The sequence below is a fragment of the Streptomyces sp. NPDC048584 genome, assembly GCF_043199595.1.
GTDB lineage: Bacteria > Actinomycetota > Actinomycetes > Streptomycetales > Streptomycetaceae > Streptomyces > Streptomyces edwardsiae.
On sequence record NZ_JBICWF010000010.1, the window covers coordinates 198211 to 224569 of the forward strand.

Annotated in this window: 19 protein-coding genes, 2 tRNA genes and 1 pseudogene; 12 read left to right on the plus strand and 10 right to left on the minus strand. The window is 72.8% G+C overall.

Annotated elements, in window-relative coordinates; all coding sequences use genetic code 11:
• Positions 1-168 precede the first annotated feature (168 nt).
• Positions 169-747: a SigE family RNA polymerase sigma factor gene (locus tag ACGFR9_RS23060; RefSeq protein WP_393211687.1), complete on the plus strand. Its 579-nt coding sequence runs from the start codon at positions 169-171 to the stop codon at positions 745-747.
• A 139-nt stretch (positions 748-886) separates the two neighbouring features.
• Entirely contained in the window at positions 887-2530 is a 1644-nt protein-coding gene (locus tag ACGFR9_RS23065; protein ID WP_393211823.1) for a long-chain fatty acid--CoA ligase, read from the plus strand.
• 503 nt (positions 2531-3033) lie between these two features.
• On the opposite strand, the gene ACGFR9_RS23070 is transcribed toward ACGFR9_RS23065, so the two are convergent.
• A complete protein-coding gene (locus tag ACGFR9_RS23070) occupies positions 3034-4257 on the minus strand; it encodes an MFS transporter (RefSeq protein WP_393211689.1) in 1224 nt (407 codons plus the stop codon).
• A gap of 130 nt (positions 4258-4387) precedes the next feature.
• Here ACGFR9_RS23070 and ACGFR9_RS23075 point away from each other — a divergent pair, with 130 nt between their 5' ends.
• Complete coding sequence (locus ACGFR9_RS23075) at positions 4388-4966, plus strand: TetR family transcriptional regulator (RefSeq protein WP_393211691.1); 579 nt, start codon at positions 4388-4390, stop codon at positions 4964-4966.
• A gap of 9 nt (positions 4967-4975) precedes the next feature.
• Here ACGFR9_RS23075 and ACGFR9_RS23080 read toward each other — a convergent pair whose 3' ends face one another.
• Positions 4976-9502: a PAS domain-containing protein gene (locus ACGFR9_RS23080; RefSeq protein ID WP_393211693.1), complete on the minus strand. Its 4527-nt coding sequence runs from the start codon at positions 9500-9502 to the stop codon at positions 4976-4978.
• A gap of 257 nt (positions 9503-9759) precedes the next feature.
• Positions 9760-10203 (minus strand): SSI family serine proteinase inhibitor, encoded by a 444-nt coding sequence (locus ACGFR9_RS23085; RefSeq protein WP_393211695.1) that lies wholly within the window; start codon positions 10201-10203, stop codon positions 9760-9762.
• 381 nt (positions 10204-10584) lie between these two features.
• On the opposite strand from ACGFR9_RS23085, the gene ACGFR9_RS23090 reads away from it, so the two are divergent.
• Together ACGFR9_RS23090 and ACGFR9_RS23095 are read left to right on the plus strand one after the other, a co-directional pair.
• Positions 10585-10675: transfer RNA gene (locus tag ACGFR9_RS23090), tRNA-Ser, on the plus strand.
• Positions 10676-10865: 190 nt separating this feature from the next.
• Positions 10866-10938: transfer RNA gene (locus ACGFR9_RS23095), tRNA-Arg, on the plus strand.
• 79 nt (positions 10939-11017) lie between these two features.
• On the opposite strand, the pseudogene xerC reads toward ACGFR9_RS23095, so the two are convergent.
• The 5 genes and pseudogenes from xerC to ACGFR9_RS23120 form a co-directional block, all read right to left on the minus strand.
• Positions 11018-11796, minus strand: a pseudogene (xerC, locus tag ACGFR9_RS23100) (tyrosine recombinase XerC); the annotation flags it as partial.
• A 64-nt stretch (positions 11797-11860) separates the two neighbouring features.
• Complete coding sequence (locus tag ACGFR9_RS23105) at positions 11861-13030, minus strand: acyl-CoA dehydrogenase family protein (protein WP_393211697.1); 1170 nt, start codon at positions 13028-13030, stop codon at positions 11861-11863.
• Between the two features lie 559 nt (positions 13031-13589).
• Positions 13590-14987, minus strand: a complete 1398-nt coding sequence (locus ACGFR9_RS23110; protein WP_393211699.1) for an FAD-binding oxidoreductase — start codon at positions 14985-14987, stop codon at positions 13590-13592.
• Positions 14988-15076: 89 nt separating this feature from the next.
• Entirely contained in the window at positions 15077-15538 is a 462-nt protein-coding gene (locus ACGFR9_RS23115; protein WP_393211825.1) for a potassium channel family protein, read from the minus strand.
• Between the two features lie 65 nt (positions 15539-15603).
• Positions 15604-16044 carry a hypothetical protein gene (locus tag ACGFR9_RS23120; protein WP_393211701.1) on the minus strand — a complete coding sequence of 147 codons (441 nt, stop codon included), beginning with the start codon at positions 16042-16044 and terminating at the stop codon, positions 15604-15606.
• A 126-nt stretch (positions 16045-16170) separates the two neighbouring features.
• On the opposite strand from ACGFR9_RS23120, the gene ACGFR9_RS23125 reads away from it, so the two are divergent.
• The 6 genes from ACGFR9_RS23125 (at position 16171) to ACGFR9_RS23150 (ending at position 24276) form a co-directional block, all read left to right on the plus strand.
• A complete protein-coding gene (locus ACGFR9_RS23125; protein WP_393211703.1) occupies positions 16171-17052 on the plus strand; it encodes a DUF2797 domain-containing protein in 882 nt (293 codons plus the stop codon).
• A gap of 137 nt (positions 17053-17189) precedes the next feature.
• Entirely contained in the window at positions 17190-18092 is a 903-nt protein-coding gene (locus ACGFR9_RS23130) for an amidohydrolase family protein (RefSeq protein ID WP_311643798.1), read from the plus strand.
• Positions 18093-18456: 364 nt separating this feature from the next.
• On the plus strand, positions 18457-19197 hold the full coding sequence (locus ACGFR9_RS23135; protein WP_311643800.1) for a response regulator transcription factor: 741 nt from the start codon (positions 18457-18459) through the stop codon (positions 19195-19197).
• Complete coding sequence (locus ACGFR9_RS23140; protein WP_311643801.1) at positions 19194-20771, plus strand: HAMP domain-containing sensor histidine kinase; 1578 nt, start codon at positions 19194-19196, stop codon at positions 20769-20771. The genes ACGFR9_RS23135 and ACGFR9_RS23140 overlap by 4 nt, the downstream gene beginning before the upstream one ends.
• Positions 20772-20785: 14 nt before the next feature.
• Positions 20786-22144, plus strand: a complete 1359-nt coding sequence (locus tag ACGFR9_RS23145) for a glycosyltransferase (RefSeq protein ID WP_393211706.1) — start codon at positions 20786-20788, stop codon at positions 22142-22144.
• Entirely contained in the window at positions 22141-24276 is a 2136-nt protein-coding gene (locus ACGFR9_RS23150) for an ArnT family glycosyltransferase (protein ID WP_393211708.1), read from the plus strand. Before ACGFR9_RS23145 ends, ACGFR9_RS23150 begins: the two co-directional genes overlap by 4 nt.
• A gap of 285 nt (positions 24277-24561) precedes the next feature.
• Here ACGFR9_RS23150 and ACGFR9_RS23155 read toward each other — a convergent pair whose 3' ends face one another.
• Positions 24562-25032 (minus strand): PPOX class F420-dependent oxidoreductase, encoded by a 471-nt coding sequence (locus ACGFR9_RS23155; RefSeq protein WP_393211710.1) that lies wholly within the window; start codon positions 25030-25032, stop codon positions 24562-24564.
• A 9-nt stretch (positions 25033-25041) separates the two neighbouring features.
• Positions 25042-25401, minus strand: a complete 360-nt coding sequence (locus ACGFR9_RS23160) for an STAS domain-containing protein (RefSeq protein ID WP_393211712.1) — start codon at positions 25399-25401, stop codon at positions 25042-25044.
• A gap of 232 nt (positions 25402-25633) precedes the next feature.
• Between ACGFR9_RS23160 and ACGFR9_RS23165 the strand changes: the two genes are divergently transcribed.
• Entirely contained in the window at positions 25634-26359 is a 726-nt protein-coding gene (locus ACGFR9_RS23165) for an ANTAR domain-containing protein (protein ID WP_393211714.1), read from the plus strand.

Consider the following 26359-nt stretch of genomic DNA (forward strand, 5'->3'; position numbering starts at 1 on the left):
CCGCGCGGGCGTTTCCGTAGCCGGCCTCAGGGGTCGACCCGCAGTACCCCTCACCCGCTCGTCCACCTTCAGGAGGTGCAGCCCGCCCCACCCCTACAACCTGAGGGGGACGTGGCTTCGGGACCTGCGGGCGATTTGCCGGGCGGCACCCGCTCCTAGCGTGGAGCCATGACCACACCCGTCTGCACCAGCGCTTCGAAAGCCGCCGCACCGGCGACAGTGACGCAGACCCGGACCCAGAACCTCCGGTACCCGTCGTTCTCGTCGTACATGAGGGCCCGCCAGCCGGTACTCCTGCGTACCGCGCGGTCCCTGACCGGGAACCCCAGCGACGCGGAGGACCTCCTGCAGACGGCCCTCGCCAAGACATACGTCGCCTGGGAGCGCATAGAGGACCACCGCGCGCTCGACGGCTATGTGCGCAGGGCCCTGCTGAACACCCGGACGTCGCAGTGGCGCAAGCGCAGGGTCGACGAGTTCGCCTGCGACGAACTGCCCGAGCCCGACCTGGTGCCCACCGGCGGCGACCCGGCCGAGCAGCAGGCGTTGCGCGACGCGATGTGGCGGGCGATCATGCGGCTGCCCGCGCGACAGCGGGCGATGGTCGTCCTGCGGTACTACGAGGACCTCAGCGAGGTGCAAACGGCCGAGGTGCTCGGGGTCTCGGTGGGAACGGTGAAGTCGGCCGTGTCGAGAGCCCTCGGCAAGCTCCGCGAGGACGCCGAACTGTGCCTCGTCCGCAGCTGAAACGCGCCGGCTCCACGGCACGGCGGTGATCGATCATCCGCTCCCCTAGTGACATACCGCGCGGTATGTGCGCAGAATCAGCGCAACCCGTACCGCCCGCGCAGGCAATGTCGCCCAGGAGGACGCCGTGCTGAGCACCATGCAGGACGTACCGCTGCTGATCTCGAGGATCCTGACCCACGGGTCGACGATCCACGGCACCTCACAGGTGACCACCTGGACCGGCGAGGGTGAACCGCACCGCCGCTCCTACGCGGAGATCGGCGCCCGTGCGGCCCAGCTGGCCCACGCCTTGCGCGACGACCTCGGTGTCACCGGCGACGACCGGGTCGCCACCCTCATGTGGAACAACGCCGAGCATGTAGAGGCGTACTTCGCGATCCCCTCCATGGGAGCCGTTCTCCACACCCTGAACCTCCGCCTGCCGGCCGAGCAGCTCGCGTGGGTCGTCAACCACGCCGCCGACCGGGTGATCATCGTCAACGGTTCGCTGATCCCCCTGCTCGCCCCGCTGCTGCCGCATCTGAAGACCGTCGAGCACGTGGTCGTCTCCGGCCCCGGCGACCGTTCCGCGCTGGCGGACGCCACCGCGCGGGTGCACGAGTACGAGGATCTGCTCGCCGGACAGCCCGTCGCCTACGACTGGCCGCGGCTGGACGAGCGTGCCGCCGCCGCCATGTGCTACACCTCCGGCACCACCGGCGACCCCAAGGGCGTCGTCTACAGCCACCGTTCCATCTACCTGCACTCCATGCAGGTCAACATGACGCAGTCGATGGGCCTGACCGACCAGGACAACTCGCTGGTGGTGGTCCCCCAGTTCCATGTCAACGCCTGGGGCCTGCCGCACGCCACCTTCATGACCGGCGTCAACATGCTGATGCCGGACCGCTTCCTGCAGCCCGCCCCGCTCGCCGAGATGATCGAGGGCGAGAGGCCGACCCACGCCGCCGCCGTCCCCACCATCTGGCAGGGCCTGCTCGCCGAACTGACCGCCAGGCCCCGGGACGTCTCCTCCCTCACCCAGGTCACCATCGGCGGCTCCGCCTGTCCGCCCTCCCTGATGGAGGCGTTCGACGCGCTGGGCATGCGGGTCTGCCACGCCTGGGGCATGACGGAGACCTCCCCGCTCGGCACCATCGCCCGCCCGCCGGCGCACGCCGTGGGCACCCCGGAGGAATTCGCCTACCGTCTCACCCAGGGCCGCTTCCCGGCCGGCGTCGAGGCCCGCCTCACCGGCCCCGGCGGTGAGCGCCTCCCCTGGGACGGTGAGTCCGCGGGCGAGCTGGAGGTGCGCGGCACCTGGATCGCGGGCGCCTACTACAACGGCCCCGGCGCCGAGCCGCTGCGCCCGGCCGACAAGTTCAGCGAGGACGGCTGGCTGAAGACCGGCGATGTGGGCACGATCTCCCCCGACGGCTTCCTCACCCTCACCGACCGCGCCAAGGACGTCATCAAGTCCGGCGGCGAGTGGATCTCCTCGGTCGAGCTGGAGAACGCGCTGATGGCCCACCCGGACGTCGCCGAGGCCGCCGTCGTCGCGGTCCCCGACGACAAGTGGGGCGAGCGCCCGCTGGCCACGGTTGTCCTCAAGGAGGGCTCCACCGCCGACTTCACCACCCTGCGCGCCTTCCTTCAGGAGGAGGGCAAGATCGCCAAGTGGCAGCTCCCGGAGCGCTGGTCGGTGATCGCGTCGGTCCCGAAGACCAGCGTCGGCAAGTTCGACAAGAAGGTGCTGCGCAGGCAGTACGCCGAGGGGGAGCTGGACATCACCCGGCTCTGACACGGACGTACGCGATCCGGCTCTGACGCCGGCGTACGGAGTCGGCCTATGGCGTCGGCGTACGGATCGGGCCCTGACGCTCTGGCGTACGGGTCCGGCCCTGACGCTCTGGCGTACGCGATCCGGCCGTGACGCCGGCGTACGGATCCGGCCTCTGACGCGGACGTACGCGATCCGGCTCTGACGCCGGCGTACGGAGTCGGCCTCTGACGCCGGCGTACGGAGTCGGCCTCTGACGCCGGCGTACGGATCCGGCCCCTGACCTAGGCGTACGTGATCCGTCCCTGACGTAGGCGTACGCGACGCCGACGCCGACGCCGACGCCAACGCCGACGCCGACGCCGACGCCGACGCCGACGCCGACGCCAACGCCAACGCCGACGCCAACGCCGTGGCCGGCACCGGCGTACGCGATGCGGCGCCCGAGACCCGCGTACCTGCCCGGCCCCGGCACTCGCCGGGTGGCGAGGGGCATGCCCCGCCACCCGGCGAGCACGCCCTGCTCACCGTCGTATCGCCGTGCTTCCCCAGCCCAGCGCCAGCCAGACCGCCGCGACCGCCGACACACCGCTCCAGCCGAGGTGGGTGAAGGCGGTGCCCGCGAGGGCGGAGGCGGTGGCGCCGCCGGCGAAACCGGAGACGACGTAGGCCGTGTTGGCGACGGCCGGGCTGGAGGTGGTGGTCAGGGCGAGGGTCTGGTTGGCGACTTGGGAGGCGACCAGGGCCGTGTGGATCGCGACCGCGGCGACGAACAGCGCCCAGATGACCTGCCCGCCCAGCCAGAACAGCGGCACGGACCCGGCCGCCAGCAGATACGCCCCCCGCACGACCCTCGCGGCGCCGAACCGGTCGACGAGCCCGCCCGCCAGCGGAGCCACCACGCTCGCCGCGAGCCCGAAGAGGCCGAACAGTCCGGCGGTGGCCGTGGACAGGCCGTAGGCCGGGCCCGTCAGCAGCAGCGCGAGTGAGGTCCACAGGGCGCTCCACGCGCCGAACATCCCCGCCTGGCGCACCGACGCGCGCCACAGGTCGGGCGAGCGGCGCAGCAGTCCGGGCAGCGCGGCGATCCCGCCGAACAGCGGGCCGTCGCGGTGCCGCCGCCCGGACGGCAGGACGAGGGCGGTGGCGACGCCGAGCGCGAGCGTGAGCACGGCCGCGCCCGCGAACACCCACCGCCAGCCGAAGGCCTGCCCGGCGAGCCCGCCGAGCACCCGGGCCGCGACGATGCCGGTGAACAGTCCGGCGATCACGGCGGCGACATGGCGGGCGCGGCGCGCGGCGGGGGCGCGTTCGGCGACCAGCGGGACGAGGAGCTGCGGTACGACCGTTCCCGCCGAGGCGACGAACACGGCGACGGCCAGCGCCCCCGTACCGGGCGCGACGGCACTGGCGAGCAGGGCGGCGGTGGTGACCAGGGTGAGCGTGGTGACCAGCCGGCGCCGGTCGACGGTGTCGCCGAGCGGGGCGAAGAACAGCAGTCCGACGGCGTAGCCGAGCTGGGCGACCGAGGCGATCCAGGCCACGGCGGACGGCGTGGAGCCGAAGTCGCGGGCGATCAGGGAGAGCAGGGGCGCGGCGAGATAGATGTTGGCGGCCGTGACCGCGGTGCACACGGCGATGAGGGCGAGGAACGCGCCGGAGCCGCGGGACGGACCCGGCTCCGGGGCGGCGGCCGGTGGTCTGCGGACCTGTCGGCCGGTGGTGGCGCTGGGCGGCGCTGAGGACATGAGCGGGGTACCCCTTCGAGCCTGCTCTAACAACTAACTGGTTGGTTGGCTGACGGGAGAACAGTCTGCGGCCCGGTTCGATTCCCTGTCAACCAAACAGTTGGTTACATGCCGCGCTACCCTGTCCCGTATGGGAGTCAGGGACCCCGAGGCCACCAAGGCCCGGATCTTCGAGTCGGCGGTCACCGAATTCGCCCGCCATGGCATCGCCGGCGCCCGCATCGACCGCATCGCGGCCGACGCGAAGGCCAACAAACAGCTCATCTACGCCTATTTCGGCAACAAGGCGGAGCTGTTCGCGATCGTTCTCGAACGCAAGATGCTGGATCTCGCCGAGTCCGTGCCCGTCGAACCCGACGACATCGACGGCTGGATCGACCGGCTGATGGACTACCACGCCGCCCACCCCGAGCTGCTGCGCCTGCTCTTCTGGGAGGGCCTGGAGTACGGCACCGACGAGCTGCCGCACGAGGGCGAGCGCCAGGAGCACTACGTCCGCAAGGTCGCCCTGCTGAAGGACGGCCAGGACCGGGGCGTCGTCACCGACGCCATCCCGGCCGGCGACCTGCTGTTCCTGCTGACCGCGCTGGCCAACTGGACGGCCGTCGTCCCGCAGATGCGCCGCATCCTGGTCGGCGCGGACACCGGCGACCGCGCACGGCTGCGCGCCTCGGTGAAGGAGGCGGCCCGCCGCCTGGTCGCCCGCTGACCACGCCCGTCAGTTGGTCCCGATCCGCGACAGCAGGTCGACGATCCTGTCCTGCACCTCGTCGGTGGTGGACCGCTCCGCCAGGAACAGCACCGTCTCGCCGGACGCCAGCCGGGGCAGGTCCGCCTGGTCGACGGCGGCCGTGTAGACGACGAGCGGGGTGCGGTTGAGCTGCCCGTTCGCCCGCAGCCAGTCGATGATCCCGGCCGGCCCCGCCTGGCGCCGGTGCACCTGCATCAGGTCCATCACCACCAGGTTCGGCCGGAACTGTCCCGCCAGCGCCACCGCGTCGGCGTCGCTCGCGGCCCGCGCGACCTGCATCCCGCGCCGCTCGAGCGTTCCGGTCAGCGCCAGCGCGATCTCCGCGTGCTCCTCGACGAGCAGCACGCGCGGGGGGTGCTGCTCGCTGTCGCGCGGTGCGAGTGCCTTCAGCAGTACGGCGGGGTCGGCGCCGTACGCGGCATCGCGCGAGGCCTGTCCGAGTCCGGCCGTGACCAGCACCGGCACCTCGGCCGCCACCGCCGCCTGCCGCAGCGACTGCAGCGCCGTACGGGTGATCGGACCGGTCAGCGGGTCCACGAACAGCGCGGCGGGGAACGCCGCGATCTGCGCGTCGACCTCCTCGCGCGAGTGCACGATCACCGGCCGGTAGCCGCGGTCGCTGAGCGCCTGCTGGGTGGTGACGTCCGGCGGGGGCCACACCAGCAGCCGGCGTGGGTTGTCCAGCGGCTCCGGGGGCAGTTCGTCGTCCATCGGCTGCGGACGCGGCGGGTCCGCCACCTCGACGGCCCCGCCGGGACCGTCCAGCGGCTCGGGTCCCTCGGCCGCGTCCGCGTCGGGCGCCCCTATGGCGTACGAACGTCCGGTGCCCTCGGTCGTCGACGTGCGCCGGGACTGCGCCTGGGCGTTCGCGGGCACGGGCTCGGCCGCCGGGTGCGGGCGCGCGCCCTGCTCACCGCCCGCGGCCGGATCGGGACGCGTACCGAGCTTGCGGCGCCGGCCGCCACCGCCCGGCTGGTGCGGGGGCGGGGTCGCCGACGGCAGCGGCTGCTGCACCTGGGCGGCCTGCCGCGTGAACGGCACGCCCTGCCCGAGCGTGCGCACGCTGATCGCCCGCCCCTGGGTGGAGTTGGGATCGACCGGAGCCGAGGCCTCCGCCGGCAACGGCTGGGCGACCCGCCGCACCGGTGCGCCCTCCGGCGGCAACGGGGTCCCGGAAGCGGGCGTCGGCTGCGGTACGGCCGTACCGGCACCGGAGGTGTCACCGGCGGCGGGCCACTGCTGTGCACCGGGGGCGGCTTCGGCGTGCGCGGCCTCCTCGGGAAGCGGCTGAGCGGGGGGCAGGGGCTGGGCCTCGGCGGACGGCTGCGCGGGAACGCCCCGGGGCACGACGGGCATCGCCTGCGGCGGCAGCGCGGTGCCCTGCGGGGCGGGGGGCACGGCTCGGGGCGGTACGGCGGCATCTTGCGGCGCGACGGGCGCCCCTTGCGGCGGTACGGCGGCGGCCTGCGGCGGAGCCGGCGCGACCGGCGCCCCTTGCGGCGGTACGGAGGCGGTCCGCGGCTGGGCGGCGGCGCCCTGCTGCGCGGCCGGTACTCCCTGCGGCGGGACCGCGGCGCCCTGGGGTGCGACGGGCGCTCCTTGCGGTGGTACGGCGGCACCCTGCGCGGCGACCGGTACTCCCTGGGACGGAGCGAGGCCACCTTGCGGCGCGACCGGCGCCCCTTGCGGTGGTACGACGGCGGCCTGCGGCGGCACCGCGGCGCCCAGGGGCGCGACCGGTGCCCCATGCGGCTGCGCCGCGACACCCTGCGCCGCCACCGGCCCCCCATGCGGCGGCACGGCGCCGGCCTGGTGCGCGTGTCCCCCCTGCGCCGGAACCGTAGCCCCCGGCCCGGCCACGGCCGGAACCGCCTGCGGAGCCGCGGCCCCCCACGGCGCCGGAGCCCCCGGAGCCTGGACGTTCGCCGACGGGACGGCCGGAACGGCACCCGGAGCCTGCGCGGGGGCGCCCTCCGCCTGCTGGGCGGCGGCCCGCCGACGGCGGCCCGTCGGCGCGCTGGTGGGATGCGGCTGCGGCGGGGTGTGATCGTCGGCCTGGTCGTGCGAAACGGCGTCATGACGCCCGTCGTCCGCACCCACGTGCCCGAGCGCCTCCGCCGCCGGTCCGGCCTGCTGCTCCTGGTCCGCCTCGGCCGGAGGCAGCGCGAACACCGTACGGGGCGCGGCCTCCTGCGCCGCCGCCCGCTCGGTGGCGGCGGCCAGCGCGCGCCGGCGCCGTCCCGTGGCCTGGGCCGGGCCCGAACCCTGCGCCGTGCCCGAACCCTGGGACGGTACGTGCACCGCGACCTCGGCCCCGGCCGCGCCGTCCGCCGCGTCCCCGCCGGACGGCGCGGGCAAGGCCGGCGGCAGCGCCTGCTGTTCGTCGGACCCGTGCCGGGCCCGCCGCCCGGACGGTGCGGGCATCCCCTGCGGCGGTACGGTCCCGCCCAGCCCCGTGTTCGAGGCGGCGGCCCCCGCCGCGTGCTCGGCGGCGGTGACGACGGCACCCTCGGACACGCCGGCGGCCCCGGCGAGTTCGATCTCGGCGCCCACCGCGGCCGGCGCGTCCTCGGCCGGCCGGCCACGCCGCCGCCCGGTGCCACCGGACGCCTGCGTCGGCTCGTCGTCGGCGGCGGCCGCAGCAGCGGCCGCGCGGCGCCTGCGGCGGCCGGTGGGAGCGGACTCCGAGCCGTCGTCCGCGCCCGGCACCTCGCTCTCCAGGAAGGCGTCCACGGAAGCGCGCCGCGCCCGTCGCCGCCCGCCACCGGAGGCCGGCTCGGCGACAGCGGGCTCCGTGGCCACGATCGCCAGCTCGGCGGCCGGTACGGACCCCGCCCCGCCCCCGATCGGCACCTCGAGGACGAAGGCACTGCCGCTCATCCCGGGCACCTCGTGTGTCTGCAGCACACCGCCGTGCGCCCGGACGATCCCGCGCACGATCGGCTCGTGCACCGGGTCGCCGCCGCCGTACGGTCCGCGTACCTCGATGCGTACGACCTCGCCGCGCTGCGCTGCCGCGACCACGACCGTGTTGTCCAGGTAACCGCCCGCCGACACGGGCGTGTTGCCGGTCGCGTCGACACCCGCGACGTCGGCGACGAGATGCGCGAGGGCGGTCGCGAGCAGCCGCGGGTCGACCTCGGCCTCGATGGGCGGCGCGTGCACCGCGAACTGCACCCGGCCGGGCCCGATGAGCTCCACGGCCCCCTCGACCCCGGCGGCGACGACGGCGTCGAGCATCACCTTCGTACGGGCGACCTGTTCGCCGCCGGTGTCGAGCCGCTGGTAGCCGAGGACGTTGTCGATGAGGGTGGTGATGCGGGCGTAGCCGGCGGACAGATGGTGGAGCACCTGGTTGGCCTCGGGCCACAGCTGCCCGGCGTCGTCGGCGGCCAGCGCGGACAGCTCGCGTCGCAGTTCGTCGAGCGGGCCACGCAGCGACCGGCCGAGCAGGGTGAGCAGCTGGTCGTGCCGGGCGGCGAGGGCCTCGTAGCGGTCCTTCTCCCGCTCCCCGAGGGCGGCGTACCGCTCCTCGTTCGCGGCGAGTTCCTCGGTGTGCCGCTCGGCCAGCTCCTCCAGCTCGGTGACGTGGCTCTGGCGCAGGGCGGTGAGTTCGGAGGCGTGCTTTTCGGCGAGCCGCTCCAGCTCCTCGGCGTGCTTGCGTCCGGCCTCCTCCTTCTCCTCGGCGAGCGAGTCGAAGGGGCGCCGGTCGGCGAAGGTCATCACGGCGCCGACGAGCTGGTCGCCGTCGCGCACCGGCGCGGTCGTCAGGTCGACCGGCACCTGGTCGCCGTTCTTGGCGTACAGCACCTGCCCGCGCACCCGGTGCTTGCGTCCGGAGCGCAGGGTGTCGGCGAGCGGGGACTCGCCGTACGGGAAGGGGGCGCCGTCCGCGCGTGAGTGCAGCACGAGCGTGTGCAGTTCGCGCCCGCCGAGTTCGCCCGCGCGGTAGCCCAGTATCTGGGCGGCGGCCGGATTGACGAGGACGATCCGTCCGTCGGTGTCGGTGCCGACGACGCCCTCGGAGGCGGCGCGCAGGATCATCTCGGTCTGCCGCTGGGACCGGGCGAGCTCGGCCTCGGTGTCGACGGTGCCGGACAGGTCGCGGACGACGAGCATCAGCAGTTCGTCGCCGGCGTAGCCGTCATGGTCGTACGCCTGCTGGCCGGTCTCCAGATTCGCACTGGTGACCTCGACCGGGAACTCGGTGCCGTCGGTGCGCCGGGCGACCATCCGCGTGGGCTTGGTGCGCGCGTGGGGGTCGATGTGGTCGGGCCGCCGCATGGATCCCGGGATGAGCTTGCTGTCGAACTCCGGCAGCAGATCCAGCAGCCCCCGGCCGACCAGCGCGGTGCCCGGGGTCTCGAACGCCTCGAGGGCGATGGTGTTGGCGTTGACGACGGTCCCGTTGGCGTTGACCAGCACCAGGGCGTCGGGTAGCGCGTCCAGTATGGCTGCGAGGCGAGCAGCGCCTCGGGATGGCCTGCTGCTCACGAGACGCTTCCTCCCTGTTACCGCGACGTGCCGACCGCTCGGGCCATCTTGCCAACCTGCCCGCAACGTGTCACGCGAGGGATTCTAAGGGCTGGGATTGCGCTCGCGACGCGGGATGGGACGCACATCGCATCATGAAGTGACGGTGATGTGACGCCCGGTGCCCTCCGGACCCCTGACTGCCTGCGCCGACACGGCCGGAACCTTCGCTGTACCTTTACGCCCCCTGTGCCCCGACTCGCTGCCGCACGCCCCCCTCAGGCGCCCCGCGCGGAGCGCGTTTCGGGCAGCAGCGGCACCAGCCGGTCCCAGCGGGCGATCTCGCATCCGTTCGTACGGCCGTACGTCGCGTCGACGGGGCGGCCGGCCCAGGTGCCGGTGACCCGGGCGGTGGCGGGACCCCCGTACCGCAGGGTGCAGACGGCGTCGCGCGGCACGGGGGCGAAGGCGTCCCGCCCCCACCGGGTGTTCCGCTCCACGGCCGCGCAGGCCCCGGCGGGATCGGGGTGACTGCCGCCGCCGGGCCGGCACCGCACCTCGTACGTCCCGTCCGCACCGCCGCCCGCGTCGCGCACGGTGACGGTGAGACGGTCCCCGCGCGGGGACGCGTCCTGGGCGTGCGCCGGGGGAGGCGCGGCGGACAGGGGGACCAGGAGGTGTCGTTCGGATCTTGCCGGGGTCGCGGGGTCCGGCACGCGCATCTGCGGCGTTGTCGTCGGTTGCCAACGCTCCGCGTTGACGCCCTCCTCCGCCTTGCAGCCGCACGCACCAGACCCCGCTCGGGTCGACAACAGGACGCCGTTGCCTGGAGCCGGCCTGATCCAAACGACACCCCCTAGGGCGGCGGCGGATACGGCGACGGCCGCGCGGAGGTGTGTCATGAGCCGGGACATGACCTGACCAACGCGCCACCGCGCGGGACGTTGCGCCACGCGGGCGTGACGGCGGCAAGTGCTTTGCCCTGCGGGCTACCCGCCTAGTACCGTGGGTGCCGATTGGTGACAGCCCACGCGGTTGTGTCATCATCGGCACGCACCGACTCGCACGCGCTCACGCGCGGACAGTCTGTGCGACCTGTGCATGGAGGCGTCGCCTAGTCCGGTCTATGGCGCCGCACTGCTAATGCGGTTTGGGGTTTACGCTCCATCGAGGGTTCAAATCCCTCCGCCTCCGCACTGTCACGAAGCCCCGGTCCCCGCGACCGGGGCTTCGTCGTTCCCACCCCGCCGATTCCGGCGTTTGCGCAGGTCGCAAGGGGTGAACCAAACGGATTTCACATGGCGGCGGCAGTCATGTAATGTTCTTCCTGTCGCCGCGAGCGGGCTGAAAGGACCGGGAAGCGGCGAGAAAACTGAAGAAACAAGCACTCGTAGCTTAACGGATAGAGCATCTGACTACGGATCAGAAGGTTGCAGGTTCGAATCCTGCCGAGTGCACACAGAGCGAAGGCCCCGGAGTGATCCGGGGCCTCTTGCGTTTCAGGGGCGTACAGCAGCGAAGTACAGCAACCGCGTCTCAGCCGGCACCGCCCTTGGCGTCGGACAGTCGGCCGATCGCGGCGCGCACTTCCTCCTCGCTCGCTTCGGCGTAGACCTCCGTCGTCATGGCGATCTGTGTATGCCGAAGGATGCGCCGGGCCACTTTCGGGTGGACCCTGAGCGAGCTGCACATGTGCCGCGTGTTCCGAGCGAGATGAACCGGAGCCCGGCGCGACGAGCCCGCAGGGCGAACATACGGGTCATGCGGCCCGGCTCGATGGGCGTGCCGTACTTCGTCGTGAAGAGCGGGTCATGGCTGTCCTGCCAGAGCTCCCCGGTGGCTTTCCGATCTCCGGTCTGCCTCAAGGCGCCGCTGATGCGGCGCCTTGAGGCAGAGTGCCGGCAGAGGGAGGGAATCGTCGGAGTCCTCGGTCTTGGTCTCGCGATGCGGGATCTCCCACCCCGCGCGCTGGATCTGGTGGTCGACGTACAGCTCTCCCCGCTCGAAGTCGACGGCCTTCCACGTAAGGCCTAGGACCTCACCCCGGCGCAGGCCGAGGCAGAGCACCAGACCCAGGCGGCGACGAGATGGTCCTCCCGGGCGGCGGCATCGGTGAGAAACCGACTGGCTTCGGCGACGGACCACGGCTTGATCCGGCGGCGACGAGGCTTCGGCACCTTCACGAGCGAGGCCACGTTCTTGCTGGTTTCCTCCTCGGTGACCGCGTGGGTCAGGGCCGCTCGGAGAGCATCGCGCGCGGCTCGGATCACGCGGCGGGACGGGTACGCCTCGCCGCTCTCCCCGATGGCGCAGCACTACCTCCTCGCGAGTCCTGCCGTAGGCGTACCGGTGCTGAGACGGCGGCGCGCTGTCGTACGCTCAGCCCACCTGCACCGGTCCGCCCGCCCCAGTCACCAGCAGGCCGTAGTTCTCGGTGGTGAGGTAGGTCGACAACTGGGCATGCCGGGCACCGACGTTGAGGTCGCGCCAGAAGCGTTGCAGCGGGTTGTCGAGGGCGAATGCACTGGAGCCGTGCAAGTCCAGCAGCAGGTCGACGGCGCGCAGGAACTGCTGCAGGATGGAGACCACCTCCATCCGTAGGCTCGATCGCTGCACGGCGGTGACGTCGTCGCCGGGCAGCTGCTCGGTGATGCGGCCCGCCAGGCTGATCAGCCGGTCGTAACCACTGGTCACCATGTGCTCGGCCTCGGCGAACACATGTCGGGCCGACGCTGATTCGGCGAGACTGTTGTACTGCGTCATGGGCGGCTTGCGCGTATGCACAACGGCCTTCACCACGTCCAGCGCGCCGAGCGTCGCTCCGGCCAGAGCCGCTGTGATCGAGACCGCCTGGGAGGTGATCTCCAGTGGCCGGCCCTGAGTGAGATCGGGCCCGCCATCGGGACCGACGGGGAACTCGAAGAGGCGCTCCGTGGGAACGAAAACGCCGTCGGCGACAACAGTGTGACTGCCCGTGCCCTGCAACCCGGCCACTCGCCAGGTCCGCTCAACGGCCAGCTCGGACATCGGCACGAGCGCACCCCCCACATGAGGCACACCGTCGTCTCCCACGGACACCACCGCCAGGAACGCCCAGTCGGCATCCTCGGCTCCCGAAGCGTAGGCCCATCGCCCGGTGACCTTGACCCCGTCGGGAACCGCGACAGCCTGGCCGGGTGTCGAGCCGCCACACCACCGCACATCGGGATGGGAGTAGACCTCGGCAAGGACCTTCTCGGGGAACCCCCCGGAGAAATGGGCCTTCGTCCCCGTCGAGATCGACACCACCCACGCCGAGGACGGACAAGCGCGCCCCAACTCGGACAGCACCCGCACCAGGGTGACCAGATCCACGTCCGCACCGCCGAACTCGACCGGAGTGCCCAGTGCGAGCACGCCGGCCTCACGCAACGCCTCGAGGCTCTCCGGGGCAAGGCGTCCCCGCTGGTCGGTGGCGTCCGCGTGCGCGGCCAGCACCGGCACCGCCGCACGCGCCTTCGCGACCCACTCTTCCGTCGCTTCCTGCGTGCTTCCAGCCGTCTCCGTCATGCGATGTCCCTTTTCCTGGAAAGGCTTGCCGCGCCGAGCGGCATCCTTATGCGGTGAAGCGGTGCCGTGTGCCGACCGGCCGCGCAGACGCACCTGGCGTGACGCGCCAGGCCACACCTCCCGAACGGCGCTGCGCCGGCCGGAGGATGCCGTCGACTCACTAGATAGAACGTTCGGTGCACAAGCAACCTAGCGGCGCCGCGAGACGGTGGTCAAGGCTGTCCCGCGCTCGAGGATGCTGATCCTGTGGTCGAGGCATTGCCGGGCTATCACCCGTGTCCGGGCGTGTGGTGGATCTCGAGGCGCCGGGCCAGGGCGAACGCCTCTTCCGGTGCGAACACCTCGTGGAGTGGGGGGACTTGGGGATGTCGAGGTTGTCGCAGGCATCGTGACCGGGCAGGGCCGGGAGCGGATCGCGGACATCGGCGAGGAGCCGCCAGGGCTTCTCGTCCTTGCACACCACCGGGCGTGCCGGGTCGTAGGGCCGGGCACGAACCAGTACGTCTTCCATCCGGGCCGCGAACTCCGCGTTCGCCCGTGGCGGGATGGTCCGGCAGGATCAAGCCGGTGACGGTGGGATGTTCTGGGTGGCGTGGAAGAAGTTGTCCGGGTCGTAGGCGCGTTTGACCGTGGCCAGGCGGTCGTAGTTGTCGCGGTAGGTGGAGCGGACGCGTTCGGGGCCTTCCGACTCGCCGAGGAAATTGACGTACGAGCCGCCCATGGAGTGCGGGTGCAGGTCGCTCCAGTAGTCGACGCACCACTGGCGGATACGGTCGGCGTTGGCCGGGTCGGGGTCGATGCCGGCGATGACGCCGGACCAGACGGCGTCCCGGTAGGCCCAGGCCGTGTCGCCGGGGGAGACCCGGTGGGCCGCCCCGTCCACGGGGTAGAGGTGCATCGTCGACAGGTCGGTGGGCAGGGCGTGGGCGTACCGCTCGTGCACGGCGACGGCGTCGTCCGGGATGCCGTCGAAGAAGTCGCCGCGCCAGTACCACTGCAGACCCTTGGGGAGCAGGCCGTCGAACATGGACTGCAGGGCGGGGTACGGCATCGGTGTGGTGAAGTGGAAGGCCGGCGGGGCGGGGTCGTTGACCACGGACAGGACGTCCTCCAGCCGGCCGGACTCCAGGTCGCCGGTGTAGCACCAGACGACGGCGCACATCTTCTGTCCGTGGATCGGCTCCGGGAAGGGCGGGCCGGGCGGCACGGACAGCACCGCGAAGAACCCGTTGAGGCTTTCGGGCGCGGCGGGCAGGAACTCCCGGTACCAGCGCAGCACCTCCGCCGTGCGGTCGACCGGCCACACGGTCACGGCGACCCCGACCGTGTGCACCGGCCGCAGCCGGAAGGTGAACGACGTGACGACGCCGAAGTTGCCGCCGCCGCCGCGCAGCGCCCACAGCAGGTCCGGGTGTTCCTTCTCGGTGGTGGTGACGAGGGTGCCGTCGGCCAGGACGACGTCGGCGGCGATCAGACTGTCGACCGTCAGTCCGTACGCGCGGGTCAGATGCCCGTGCCCGCCGCCCAGTGTGAGACCGCCGACGCCCGTCGTCGACATGATCCCGGCCGGTACGCCGAGGCCGAAGGCGTGCGTCTCGTGGTCCAGGTCGGCCAGCTCGGCGCCCCCGCCCACCTGCGCGGTCTGCGTCTCCGGGTCGACCCGCACCCAGCGCATCGGGGACAGGTCGAGGGTGAGCCCGTCGTCGATCAGGCACAGCCCCGGCCCGCTGTGGCCGCCCCCGCGCACGGCCAGGTCGGTCCCGGTCTCCCGGGCGAAGGCGAGGGTGGTGCGTACGTCCGCCGCACCCGCGCATCGGGCGATGGCGGCCGGGCGTCGGTCGATCATGCCGTTGTAGACGCTGCGGGCCTCGTCGTAATCCGTGTCCTGCGGCGTGACCAGCCGCCCTCGCAGGGACTCGCGCAGGCTGTCGAACGTGGTTGCCTCGGTGACGCTCATGAGCGGACACCCCTCGGGAAGGTGCGGTACAGGTCCGCCCCCCACTCCCTCCAGTGTGGCGCGGGTCACACTATATGGCGATGTGGGTGTCATTCCGGACGGTGCGGGTTCTCGTGGTGCCGCAGCTCCGTGCGGAGGTGGTTGGTCAGGGCGGTGGCCGCCGCCGTGAGGAAGATGAAGCTGTAGAGGATCTGCAGGATGGTGACCAGCCGGGCCGTCTGGCCGCGCGGGGTGATGTCGCCGTAGCCGACGGTGGCGAGGGTGACCACCGTGAAGTAGAGGGCGTCCAGGCGGGTGGCGATGCCGTCGAGCTCGCCGGGGCGCTGGGCCAGGGCCTGGTAGGCGGTCGCGAAGACCAGGATGGACAGGCTCATCAGCAGCGGGATGACCAGTCCCGGGCGCACGTCCCGCACCCCGAGCAGCACATGGACGACCTGCCGCAGCAGCAGGAGCGCGATCAGCGTCAGGGCGAGGCAGAACAGGACCCAGCTCAGCACCGGGCGGCGCGGGCCCAGCCGGTCCAGCGGCAGAAGGAAGTAGGCGGTGACCATCGCCGCCACGCCCGCCGCCTCGACCAGCCACGGCCAGACGGTGCTCCACGCGGCGGACGCGCGCTCTAGGCCCGGCGCTCGGGGGTCTCGCGGCGCGGTGCGCACAGGGCCCAGATGATGAAGCCGTCGATGACGACGAGGACGATCGCCCACACCGGTGCGTACGGCAGCCACACGAAATTGGCGATCATGCTGAGTCCGGCCAGGGCGACGCCCACCACGCGCGCCCAGCCGGCTCCCCTGAACAGGGCGATACCGGCGGCGGTGACCAGGGCGCCGAGGATCAGATGGATCCAGCCCCAGCCGGTCAGGCTGAACTCGTAGGTGAAGTTCCGGGTGGCGACGAAGACATCGTCCTCGGCGATGGCGGCGATGCCCTGGAAGATCGCCATGATGCCGCCGAAGGTCATCAGGATCGCCGCGGCCGCCGTCCAGCCGGTCGCCCAGGGGCTCCTCGCCTCCCACCCGGCCTGATGGTGGCGGGTACCACTCACATTGCTCGCCATGTGATCGACCTTTCGGACTGTCCCCCGGCAGTGTCTCCACCAGGTTTGCACTCCGGTCCGCACTCGGCACCTCGGCTGCCGGGAGGCGGCGGGCATTGTCAGTGGCGCCCCCTACTCTCGTCGGAGATGGCACAGGCATGGAGATGCTCGGGGCTGCGGTGGCCGGCCGAAGGCCCCGTGCTGGCGTGGGAGGGCGGCCGGAGCTCCGCGCTGACCTGGGGGAAACGGGTGGCCTTCGGGGTCGCGGGAGGGAAAGGGGGAGTGCGGACATGCGTGGGGGCAAGGGGGAACGCGTGTCCGCCGGGGGCGGCGGTCCCGGCGCGGAGCACGGGGGCGCGCTGCGAGGAGTGCGCCCGGCTGGACCGGGCGCACTCGGTGGCCGCCGACACCCTCGCGGACGACCCGCGCCCCTACCGCGTCTACCTGGCCTGGTTCGGGCCCGGTATGACCAAGGTCGGGATCACCGCCGTACAGCGGGGACCGGCGCGGCTGCTGGAGCAGGGGGCGGTCTGCTTCAGCTGGCTGGGGACGGGCCCGCTGATGGCGGCACGCCGCACCGAGGAGCTGCTGCGCGCGGCGCTCCGCGTGCCCGACCGGATTCCGTACGCCGACAAGCGGGCGGTACGGGCGGTCCTGCCGGCCGGGGAGGGGGAGCGGGCGGCCGAGCTGGCCGGCCTGCACGCGCGGGCGGTCGCCCTGGCGGGCTGGCCGGAGTCGCTCGCCCGGGAGCCGTTCCACCCCGTTGATCATGTCGAGGCGTTCGGACTGAAAGGGGTGCCGCCCGCCGTGGGGGAGGTGGGCGAACTGGTCGCCGGGGGCGCGGTGAGCGGGGAGCTCGTGGCGGCCGCCGGTCCCGATCTGCATCTGGCGACGGCGAAGGGGGTCCTGGTGCTGGACACCCGGCTGCTCACCGGATGGGGACTCCTCCCGGGCGACGGACGGGAGTTCACGGTGCCGGTCCGGCCGGTCAGGGACCGTACGGCGGCCGCACAGGACGGGCTGTTCTGACCCGGTGGCCCCCCGGACCCGAGCGCGGTCGCGGGTGACCGGCGACCGGAGTGCACGGTGCGGTCCGGGAACGGACGCGCCGTTCTGATCCGGTGCCCTCTGGACCTCGACAGCGGGTGCGGGTGATCGTGGGCGGCATGAGCGCTCACCCCGGCCCGCGTGCCGAAGCCGACGACGTACGGCACTTCTGGGAGGGGCTCGGGCTGCCCGGGCTCGTCGACGTGCACACGCACTTCATGCCGGAGCGGGTGCTGCGCAAGGTGTGGGCCTACTTCGACGCGCTCGGACCGCTGACCGGCGGCGTCGAATGGCCGATCACCTACCGTGCCGAGGAGGACGAACGGGCCGCGCTGCTACGGCGGTTCGGCGTGCGGGCGTTCACCGCCATGCTCTACCCGCACAAACCGGGCATGGCGCGCTGGCTCAACGGCTGGGCGGCCGGCTTCGCCGCCCGCACCCCCGACTGCCTGCACACCTCCACCCTCTTCCCCGAGCCCGGCGTCGCGGAGTACGTGCGGGAGGCCGTCGACGCGGGCGCCCGCGTCTTCAAGGCCCATGTGCAGGTGGGCGGGTACGACCCGGCCGACGCCTCGCTCGACGCCGCCTGGGGGCTGCTCGCCGAGGCCGGCGTACCGGTGGTGATCCACTGCGGGTCCGGTCCCGCGCCCGGCAAGCACACCGGCCCCGAGCCGATCGCCCGCGTCCTGGCCCGGCACCCCCGGCTGCGGCTGATCGTCGCGCACCTCGGCATGCCCGAGTACGAGGACTTCCTCGACCTCGCCGAGCGGTACGCGGAGGTGCGGCTGGACACCACCATGGCGTTCACCGACTTCAGCGAACGCCTCGCCCCGTTCCCCGGGCGGGCTCTGCCCCGGCTGGCCGACCTCGGTGACCGCGTCCTGCTCGGCACCGACTTCCCCAACATCCCCTACCCCTACCTCCACCAGCTCCGCGCGCTCGAGCGGCTGGACCTCGGGGACGCCTGGCTGCGGGCGGTGTGCCACGACAACGCCGCCCGGCTGTTCGGCCTGGCAGGCTGACCGGATCCGGGCCGCTGGACCCCGGAACCGGGCTGCCGCCCCCGGACCTCGGTTGCCGGACCCGGACCGCCGGGCGGGCGGCCGGAACCCGGACCGGCCGGACCCGAAACCGGGGGCCGCGGGACGGGAGCAGTCCCGACGAACCTCGAGCCGCCCCCGGACCGCCGGGCGGTCGGACCGACACCGGATCCGGAGCGTGACCGGGGCCGGCCTGCCCGGGCCCGATCCGGGGTGCCGGGCCCGGCAGGCCGGATCCCGGGATGCCGGACCCGAGAAGCCCCGCTGAACGGAGCCCGTGAGTTTCTCAGGTAAAACACAGGTTTCCGAAAGGGTGCTCTCAGAGGCCCCCGACATCGTCTGCGGTATGACCACGATCTCGCCCCAGGGGCGCACCGCACTGCTGAGGCCGGACGGGAGCCCCGTCCGCGTGCTTGTGGTGGACGACGAGCAGTCGATCACCGAGCTGCTGTCCATGGCCCTGCGCTACGAGGGCTGGCAGATCCGCAGCGCGGGCGACGGCCAGGGCGCCCTCCGCACCGCGCGCGAGTTCCGGCCCGACGCCGTCGTCCTGGACATGATGCTGCCGGACATGGACGGTCTGGCGATCCTCGGCCGGCTGCGCCGTGAGCACCCGGACGTGCCCGTCCTGTTCCTCACCGCCAAGGACGCCGTCGAGGACCGTATCGCCGGACTGACCGCCGGCGGGGACGACTACGTCACCAAGCCGTTCAGCCTGGAGGAGGTCGTCGCCCGGCTGCGCGGGCTGATCCGCCGCTCCGGCGCCGCCGACCGCCGCTCCGAGTCGATGCTGGTCGTCGGCGACCTCACCCTCGACGAGGACAGCCACGAGGTCACCCGCGGCGGCGACGGGATCCATCTCACCGCCACCGAGTTCGAGCTGCTGCGCTTCCTCATGCGCAACCCCCGGCGTGTGCTCAGCAAGGCCCAGATCCTCGACCGGGTCTGGTCGTACGACTTCGGCGGGCAGGCCAACGTCGTCGAGCTGTACATCTCGTATCTGCGCAGGAAGATCGACGCGGGCCGGGAGCCGATGATCCACACCCGGCGCGGCGCCGGCTACATGATCAAGCCCGCGGTCGCATGAGCGGACGGCGACGGCCGCGGCCGCGGCGGCGAGCGGGTACCCCGCGCACCCTGCGGACCCGGCTCGTCGTCGCGTCCGTGACGCTCATCGCGGTGGTGTGCGCGGTGATCGGCACCGTGACCACACTGGCGCTGCGGTCGCATCTGTACGAGCAGCTCGACGGGCAGGTCCGTGAGGTCGCCGCGCGTGCTTCGGGCATGTTCGGGCCACCGGGCCAGGGCGGGGACGGCGTCGGCAGGGAGCCCAAGCGGATCGACCTCACCGACTTCGTCGCTCATGGACCGCAGCCGCCGTACAGCATCGCGGCGCAGGTCGAGAACGGCTCGGTCACGGAGGCCCTGTACGGGGCGAAGTCCGAGGACGACTTCTCGATGAGCGCCGAGTCGCTGAACGCGGCGCAGGTTTCCGTGCTCGACTCCGTCCCACGGGACGGCGGCGAGCACTCCGTGGACCTCCCGGGCCTCGGCGGCTACCGCGTCGTCTACCAGGAGGGCCCCAACGGGGCCTTCTACGTCGCCCTCCCCGCCGCAGACGTCGACAACACCATCAACACCCTGATCCTCGTCGAGATCAGCGTCACCGCCGCCGGGCTCATCGCCGCCTCCCTCGCCGGAGCCGTCATCGTCGGCGTCGCCACCCGCCCCCTGCGCAAGGTCGCCGCCACCGCCACCCGTGTCTCCGAACTTCCCCTGCACACCGGCGAGGTGACCCTGGAGGAACGCGTCCCCGACGCCGAGTGCGATCCGCACACCGAGGTCGGCCGGGTCGGCGCCGCCCTGAACCGCCTGCTCGACCACATCCACGGGGCGCTGCACGCCCGCCAGGAGAGCGAGACCCGGGTACGGCGGTTCGTCGCCGACGCCAGCCATGAACTCCGTACGCCGCTGGCCTCCATCCGGGGCTACGCCGAACTCACCCGGCGCGGCCGGGAGCAGGTCGGCCCCGACACCCGGCACGCGCTCAGGAGGATCGAGTCCGAGGCGGGCCGGATGACCCTGCTCGTCGAGGACCTGCTGCTGCTCGCCCGCCTGGACGCCGGCCGGCCGCTGCAGTTCGAGGAGACCGACCTCGTACCCCTCGTCGTGGACACCGTCAGCGACGCCCGCGCCGCCGGGCAGGACCACGTCTGGCGCCTCGAACTGCCCGACGAGCCCGCACCGGTGTGCGCCGACGCCGCCCGGCTCCAACAGGTTCTCGTCAACCTGCTCGGCAACGCCCGCAACCACACCCCGCCCGGCACCACCGTCACCGCACGCGTGCGCCGCGACGGGCCCCGGCTGTGCGTCGACGTGACCGACGACGGGCCGGGCATCCCGCCCGGACTGCTCCCGCACGTCTTCGAACGGTTCGCGCGCGGCGACTCCGCGCGCACCCGGGCCACCGGATCGACCGGTCTGGGCCTCGCCATCGTGCAGGCCGTCGCGGCCGCGCACGGCGGTGCCGTGACCGTCGACAGCGTGCCCGGACGCACCGCGTTCACCCTCCATCTCCCCGCCGCGGCACCGCAGTTGACGCCCGAGCCGTACTCACAGCCACGGCACAGCGTCACCACATGGGCACGACAGGGCGGTTGACCAGAGTCGGTCCCATGCGAACCGATTCCTCTCCCGGCACCCTGCCGGCGCGGGAGCACCTCCCGGCCGCCGGAGCCGGTACGCCGGTCCTGGACGTAGTGATCCCCGTCTACAACGAGGAGAAGGACCTGGGGCCGTGCGTCCGCAGACTGCGCGAGCACCTGACCCGCACCTTCCCCTACGCCTTCCGCATCACGATCGCCGACAACGCCTCCACGGACGGCACCCCGTACGTGGCCGGCCGGCTGGCGGAACGCTTCCCCGAGGTGCGGTCGGTGCGGCTGGAGCAGAAGGGCCGCGGCCGGGCGCTGCGCACCGTCTGGTTCGCCTCGGACGCCCCCGTCCTCGCCTATATGGACGTGGACCTGTCCACCGACCTCAACGCACTGCTGCCGCTGGTCGCCCCGCTGATCTCCGGCCATTCCGACCTCGCCATCGGCTCCCGGCTGAGCCGCAGCTCCCGCGTGGTGCGGGGCGCCAAGCGGGAGTTCATCAGCCGGTCGTACAACCTGATCCTGCGGGGCTCGCTGCAGGCCCGGTTCTCCGACGCGCAGTGCGGCTTCAAGGCGATCCGCCGTGACGTCGCCCGGGTGCTGCTGCCGCTGGTGGAGGACAGCGGCTGGTTCTTCGACACGGAACTGCTGGTCCTCTCCGAGCGTGCCGGGCTGCGTATCCACGAGGTGCCGGTCGACTGGGTCGACGACCCCGACTCCACCGTGCACCTCGTGAGGACGGCGACCGACGACCTCAAGGGCGTCTGGCGGGTCGGCAGGGCGCTGGCCACCGGCTCGCTCCCGCTGGACCGGCTCGCCCGCCCCTTCGGCGACGACCCGCGCGACCGCACCCTCGAGGACGTCCCGCAGGGCCTGGCCCGCCAACTGGTCGGCTTCTGCGCCGTCGGTGTCCTGTCCACCCTCTTCTACCTGCTGCTCTACAGCGGCTTCCGCACCTTCACCGGCTCCCAGACCGCCAACGGGCTGGCCCTCCTCGTCTCCGCGGTCGCCAACACCGCCGCCAACCGGCGGCTCACCTTCGGGGTGCGGGGGCGTGGCGGCGCCGTACGGCATCAGGCGCAGGGGCTGGTCGTCTTCGGTATCGGCCTCGCCCTGACCAGCGGCTCCCTCGCCGCGCTGAACGCCGCCGCCGACGAACCCGCCCACTCCACCGAACTGGCCGTCCTCGTCGCGGCCAACCTCGCGGCGACCGTCCTGCGGTTCCTGCTCTTCCGCGCGTGGGTGTTCCCGGACCGCGCCCGGTTTCCCGAGCCGGCCGTCGCCCGGCAGGACGCGACCCTGCCGCTCCAGCCGGTCCGTTCACCGCTGCCCACCCGTCCGTCCCGCCCTTCCGACTCCGACCCGAGGGACCTTCGATGACCACGCAGTACGACCGGACGGCGGATCCCGCCACCTGGGAACCCCCGGCCCCGGCCCGGCACGCCGCTCGCGTCCCGCTCGCCCGCAGAGCATGGCGCGGCAGGCCCGAGGACCCCCGCTGGGCGCGCCCCGCCTTCCTCGCCCTGGTGCTGGCCACCGGCGTGCTCCACCTCTACAACCTGAGCGCCTCCGGCTACGCCAACTCCTTCTACTCGGCGGCCGTCCAGGCGGGCAGTGAGTCCTGGAAGGCGTTCTTCTTCGGCTCGCTCGACGCGGCGAACGCCATCACCGTGGACAAGCCCCCGGCCTCCCTGTGGCCGATGGAGCTGTCGGTGCGGATCTTCGGCCTGAACTCCTGGGCGATCCTGGTGCCCGAGGCGCTGATGGGCGTCGGCACGGTCGCCGTCGTCTACGCGGCCGTCCGCCGCCGCTTCAGCCCGGCGGCCGGTCTGATCGCGGGCGCGGTCCTCGCGCTCACCCCGGTCGCGGCGCTGATGTTCCGGTTCAACAACCCGGACGCGATGCTGGCGCTGCTGATGTCCGTCGCCTGCTACCTCGTCGTCCGCGCCCTGGAGGACGGCCGTACGAAATGGCTGGTGTGGGCCGGGGCCGCGATCGGTGTCGCGTTCCTCGCCAAGACCCTCCAGGCCTTCCTGATCCTGCCGCCCCTCGCTCTGGTCTACGGCGTCTGCGCGCCCGTGCGCCTGAAGAAGCGGCTGGCCCAACTCGTTCTCGCCACCGTCGCGCTGGTCGTCTCCGGCGGCTGGTGGGTGGCGGTCGTCGAACTGTGGCCGGCGTCGTCGCGGCCGTATGTCGGCGGGTCGCAGAACGACAGCTTCCTGGAGCTGACCTTCGGCTACAACGGGCTCGGCCGACTGAGCGGCGAGGAGACCGGCAGCGTCGGCGGTGGTGGCGGGGGCATGGGCGGCGGCGGTGGTCAGTGGGGTGAGACCGGCTGGGACCGGATGTTCAACTCCGAGATCGGCGGCCAGATCTCCTGGCTGCTGCCCGCCGCGCTGATCCTGCTCGTCGCCGGCCTGGTCCTCACCCGCAAGGCCGCACGGACCGACCTCGCCCGCGGCTCGTTCCTGGTGTGGGGCGGCTCACTGCTGATGACCACGGCCGTCTTCAGCTATATGGCCGGCATCTTCCACCAGTACTACACGGTGGCCCTCGCCCCCTACCTCGCGGCCGTGACCGGCATGGGCGCGGCGGCCCTCTGGGAGAAGCGGCGCGAGCTGTGGGCGTCGCTCGCCCTGGCGGCCGCCGTCACGGCCACGGCAGCCTGGGGGTACGTACTGCTCAACCGCACGCCCGACTACCTGCCGTGGCTGAAGTGGCTGGTCCTGACCGGCGGGCTGGTGGCCGCCCTCGGGCTGGTCTTCGCGGGCAAGGCGGGGCGGCGGCCGGCCCTCGCGGCGGCGGGGCTGGGCCTGGTGGCCGCGCTGGCCGGTCCGACGGCGTACACGCTGAGCACCGTGCAGGAGGGCCACACCGGTTCGATCGTCACGGCCGGACCGGCGGGGGCGAGCATGGGCGGGGGGCCCGGCGGGGGCGGTGGCGGCTTCCCCGGCGGGGGACGGCCGGGCGGTCAGGGGCAGCAGGGCGGTCAGGGCCAGACCCCGCCCGGCGGCACCGGCAACGGCGGCTTCCCCGGCGGCGGTCCGATGGGCCAGAACGGCCAGGGCACGGGCCCGCGGAACGGCACCGGGGGCAACAACGCCGAGGGCCGGACGGGCGGTGGCGGCGGCATGGGCGGCCTGCTCGGCGGCGCGGACGTCGATTCCGAGGCGAAGGAACTGCTGGAGACCGGCGCCGACGACCACACCTGGGCCGCGGCGGCCATCGGCGCCCAGAACGCCGCGAGTTACCAGCTCTCCACCGGTGAGCCCGTGATGGCCATCGGCGGCTTCAACGGCACCGACCCCTCACCGACGCTCGCCGAGTTCCAGCAGTACGTGACGGACGGGAAGATCCACTACTTCGTCGCCGGCGGAGGGATGGGCGGCGGCATGGGCGGTGACTCCGGCAGCTCCGGGCAGATCTCGGCCTGGGTGCAGGAGAACTTCAAGGAGGTGACGGCGGGCTCGGCCACCTTCTACGACCTGACACAGCGGACGACCGGCGGCTGACGGTCCCCGCACGGGAGCGGAGGGCGGTGGCGGACCGGGCCACCGCCCTCGTCCGCGCGCCCGGCCGGCATGATGACGCGTCGGCACGTCGAGGAAGGTGCGCCATGGTGAGAGCGTGGTGACACGGGTGCCGGACGCTGCCGGGGCCGCCGAGGAGTCGGCCGGAATCCTTCGGGCCCGGGTCGGCGACACGGTCGAGGAGACGCGGGAACGGACTTCGCCTTCGCCCTGGACCTGCTGGTGGCCGGCATCGAGACGATGGCGTCCCGCGACCGCGCCTGAGGCTCAGTCCCCCTCGGTCAGCCGGGCGGGGAACCCACCGGTCGCCACCGGACCCCAGCGCTCCGGAGTGATCCGGATGATCGACTTGCCCTGCTTCGCCATGGCGGCGCGGTACTCGTCCCAGTCCGGGTGCTCACCGGCGATGTTCCGGTAGTACTCCACCAGCGGCTCCACGGACTCGGGTGCGTCCACGACCTCGGCGGTGCCGTCGATCTGGACCCACGGCCCGTTCCACTCGTCGCTGAGGACGATCAGGCTCACCCGGTCGTCCCTCTTGGCGTTACGGGTCTTGGCGCGCTCGGGGTACGTGGAGACCACGATCCGCCCCGAGTCGTCGACCCCGCAGGTCAGCGGCGATCCCTGGGGCCCGCCGTCGCCCCGCCGGGTCAGCAGGATCGCCCGGTGCCGGGGCCGTACGAAGTCCAGCAGCCCGTCGAGGGAGACACGGGTGTTCGTCGCGATGTTGGGTGCCATGCGGGCAGCCTAGGCTGCCATGGCCTCCGGGAGGTTGTCGTACACGGGCACGTCGCGGCGCAGGCCCGTCAGTTCGAGCACGCGGCCGGCCACGCTGTCCGGGCGGGCCACCACGTACACACGCGTCCCGGGGCGCAGCAGACGGCGTACGTCGTTGATCAGGCGGACGCCCTGGGAGTCCATGAACAGGGTCGCGGAGAGGTCGAGGACCAGGACGCGGGGACGGGCGGCCGTACGGACTCCGGCCAGGATGACGCCGAGCAGATCCCGGGCGTTGGAGAAGTCGATCTCCGACGGGAACCGGAGCAGTGCGTGCCCGGGCGGACGCGGGGGGTCGGAGGGGTTCGGCAGGAAGGTCACGGCGCTCACCTGGCAGACGTTCGTCCGGTGTTCCGGCAAGGCCACTTCCTGACCCGTCCGCCCATTGCACCACGCGGGAGGGCACCGGCGGAAGCGGACCGGGCAGGTGACCGGCCCGGGTGCCGACACCGCAGGTCGGGCGTCACCTCACCGCAATCGAACGGCTAGAGTTCTGTGCGTCCTGTGCTCGCAGTCGGGAATGTGCTGCGGAGCTCTCCTGCGCACGGCCGTGGTGCCGTGCATGCCGAAGAGGTTCGTGGTGGCTGCGTCCCGGTTTTCTGATTTGCCCCGTTTCCCGGTCGGGTTGGACCTGGCCGAGGCGCTCACGTCGGCGGCGCAGGGTCTGCACGAGACCTCCACCCCCGACAGCACCCTGGACACGGCGGTCCGTCTCGCCGTGGATCTCATACCCGGCGCCGACCACGTCGGCATCTCCGTCATCGAGCGCGGCAACCGGCGCTCCGCCCTGGCCTGGACCGACGACGTCGTACGTACCGCGGAGTCGGACGACGGCCCCGGGAGCGGACACCAGCCGTACTGGCACCGGCTGTGGACCGCCCCCGTCGCCGAGGTCGACGACAGCGAGAACGGTGACGGCGACACCGCGCTGTCCGTGCTGGGCCTGCGGTCCGTGCTGTCGCTGCGGCTGCGGGCCGACCGCCGCCGGCTGACCGTGCTCACCGCCTACGCCCGCAAGCCGCGCGCCTTCGACGAGGCCGCGCTGCGGGTGGGCCGGCTGTTCACCGCGCACGTCGGGATCGCCCTCGACTCCGCCACCGTGCGCGAGCAGCTCACCGAGGCGATGCGCACCCGGGACCTGATCGGCCAGGCCACCGGCATCCTGATGGAGCGCCTGGACATCGACGCGGCCGGTGCCTTCGACAGCCTGGTGCGGGCCTCACAGCGGGAGAACGTCAAACTGCGTGACCTCGCCCGCCGTATCGTCGACCCGCACAACACCCCCTGA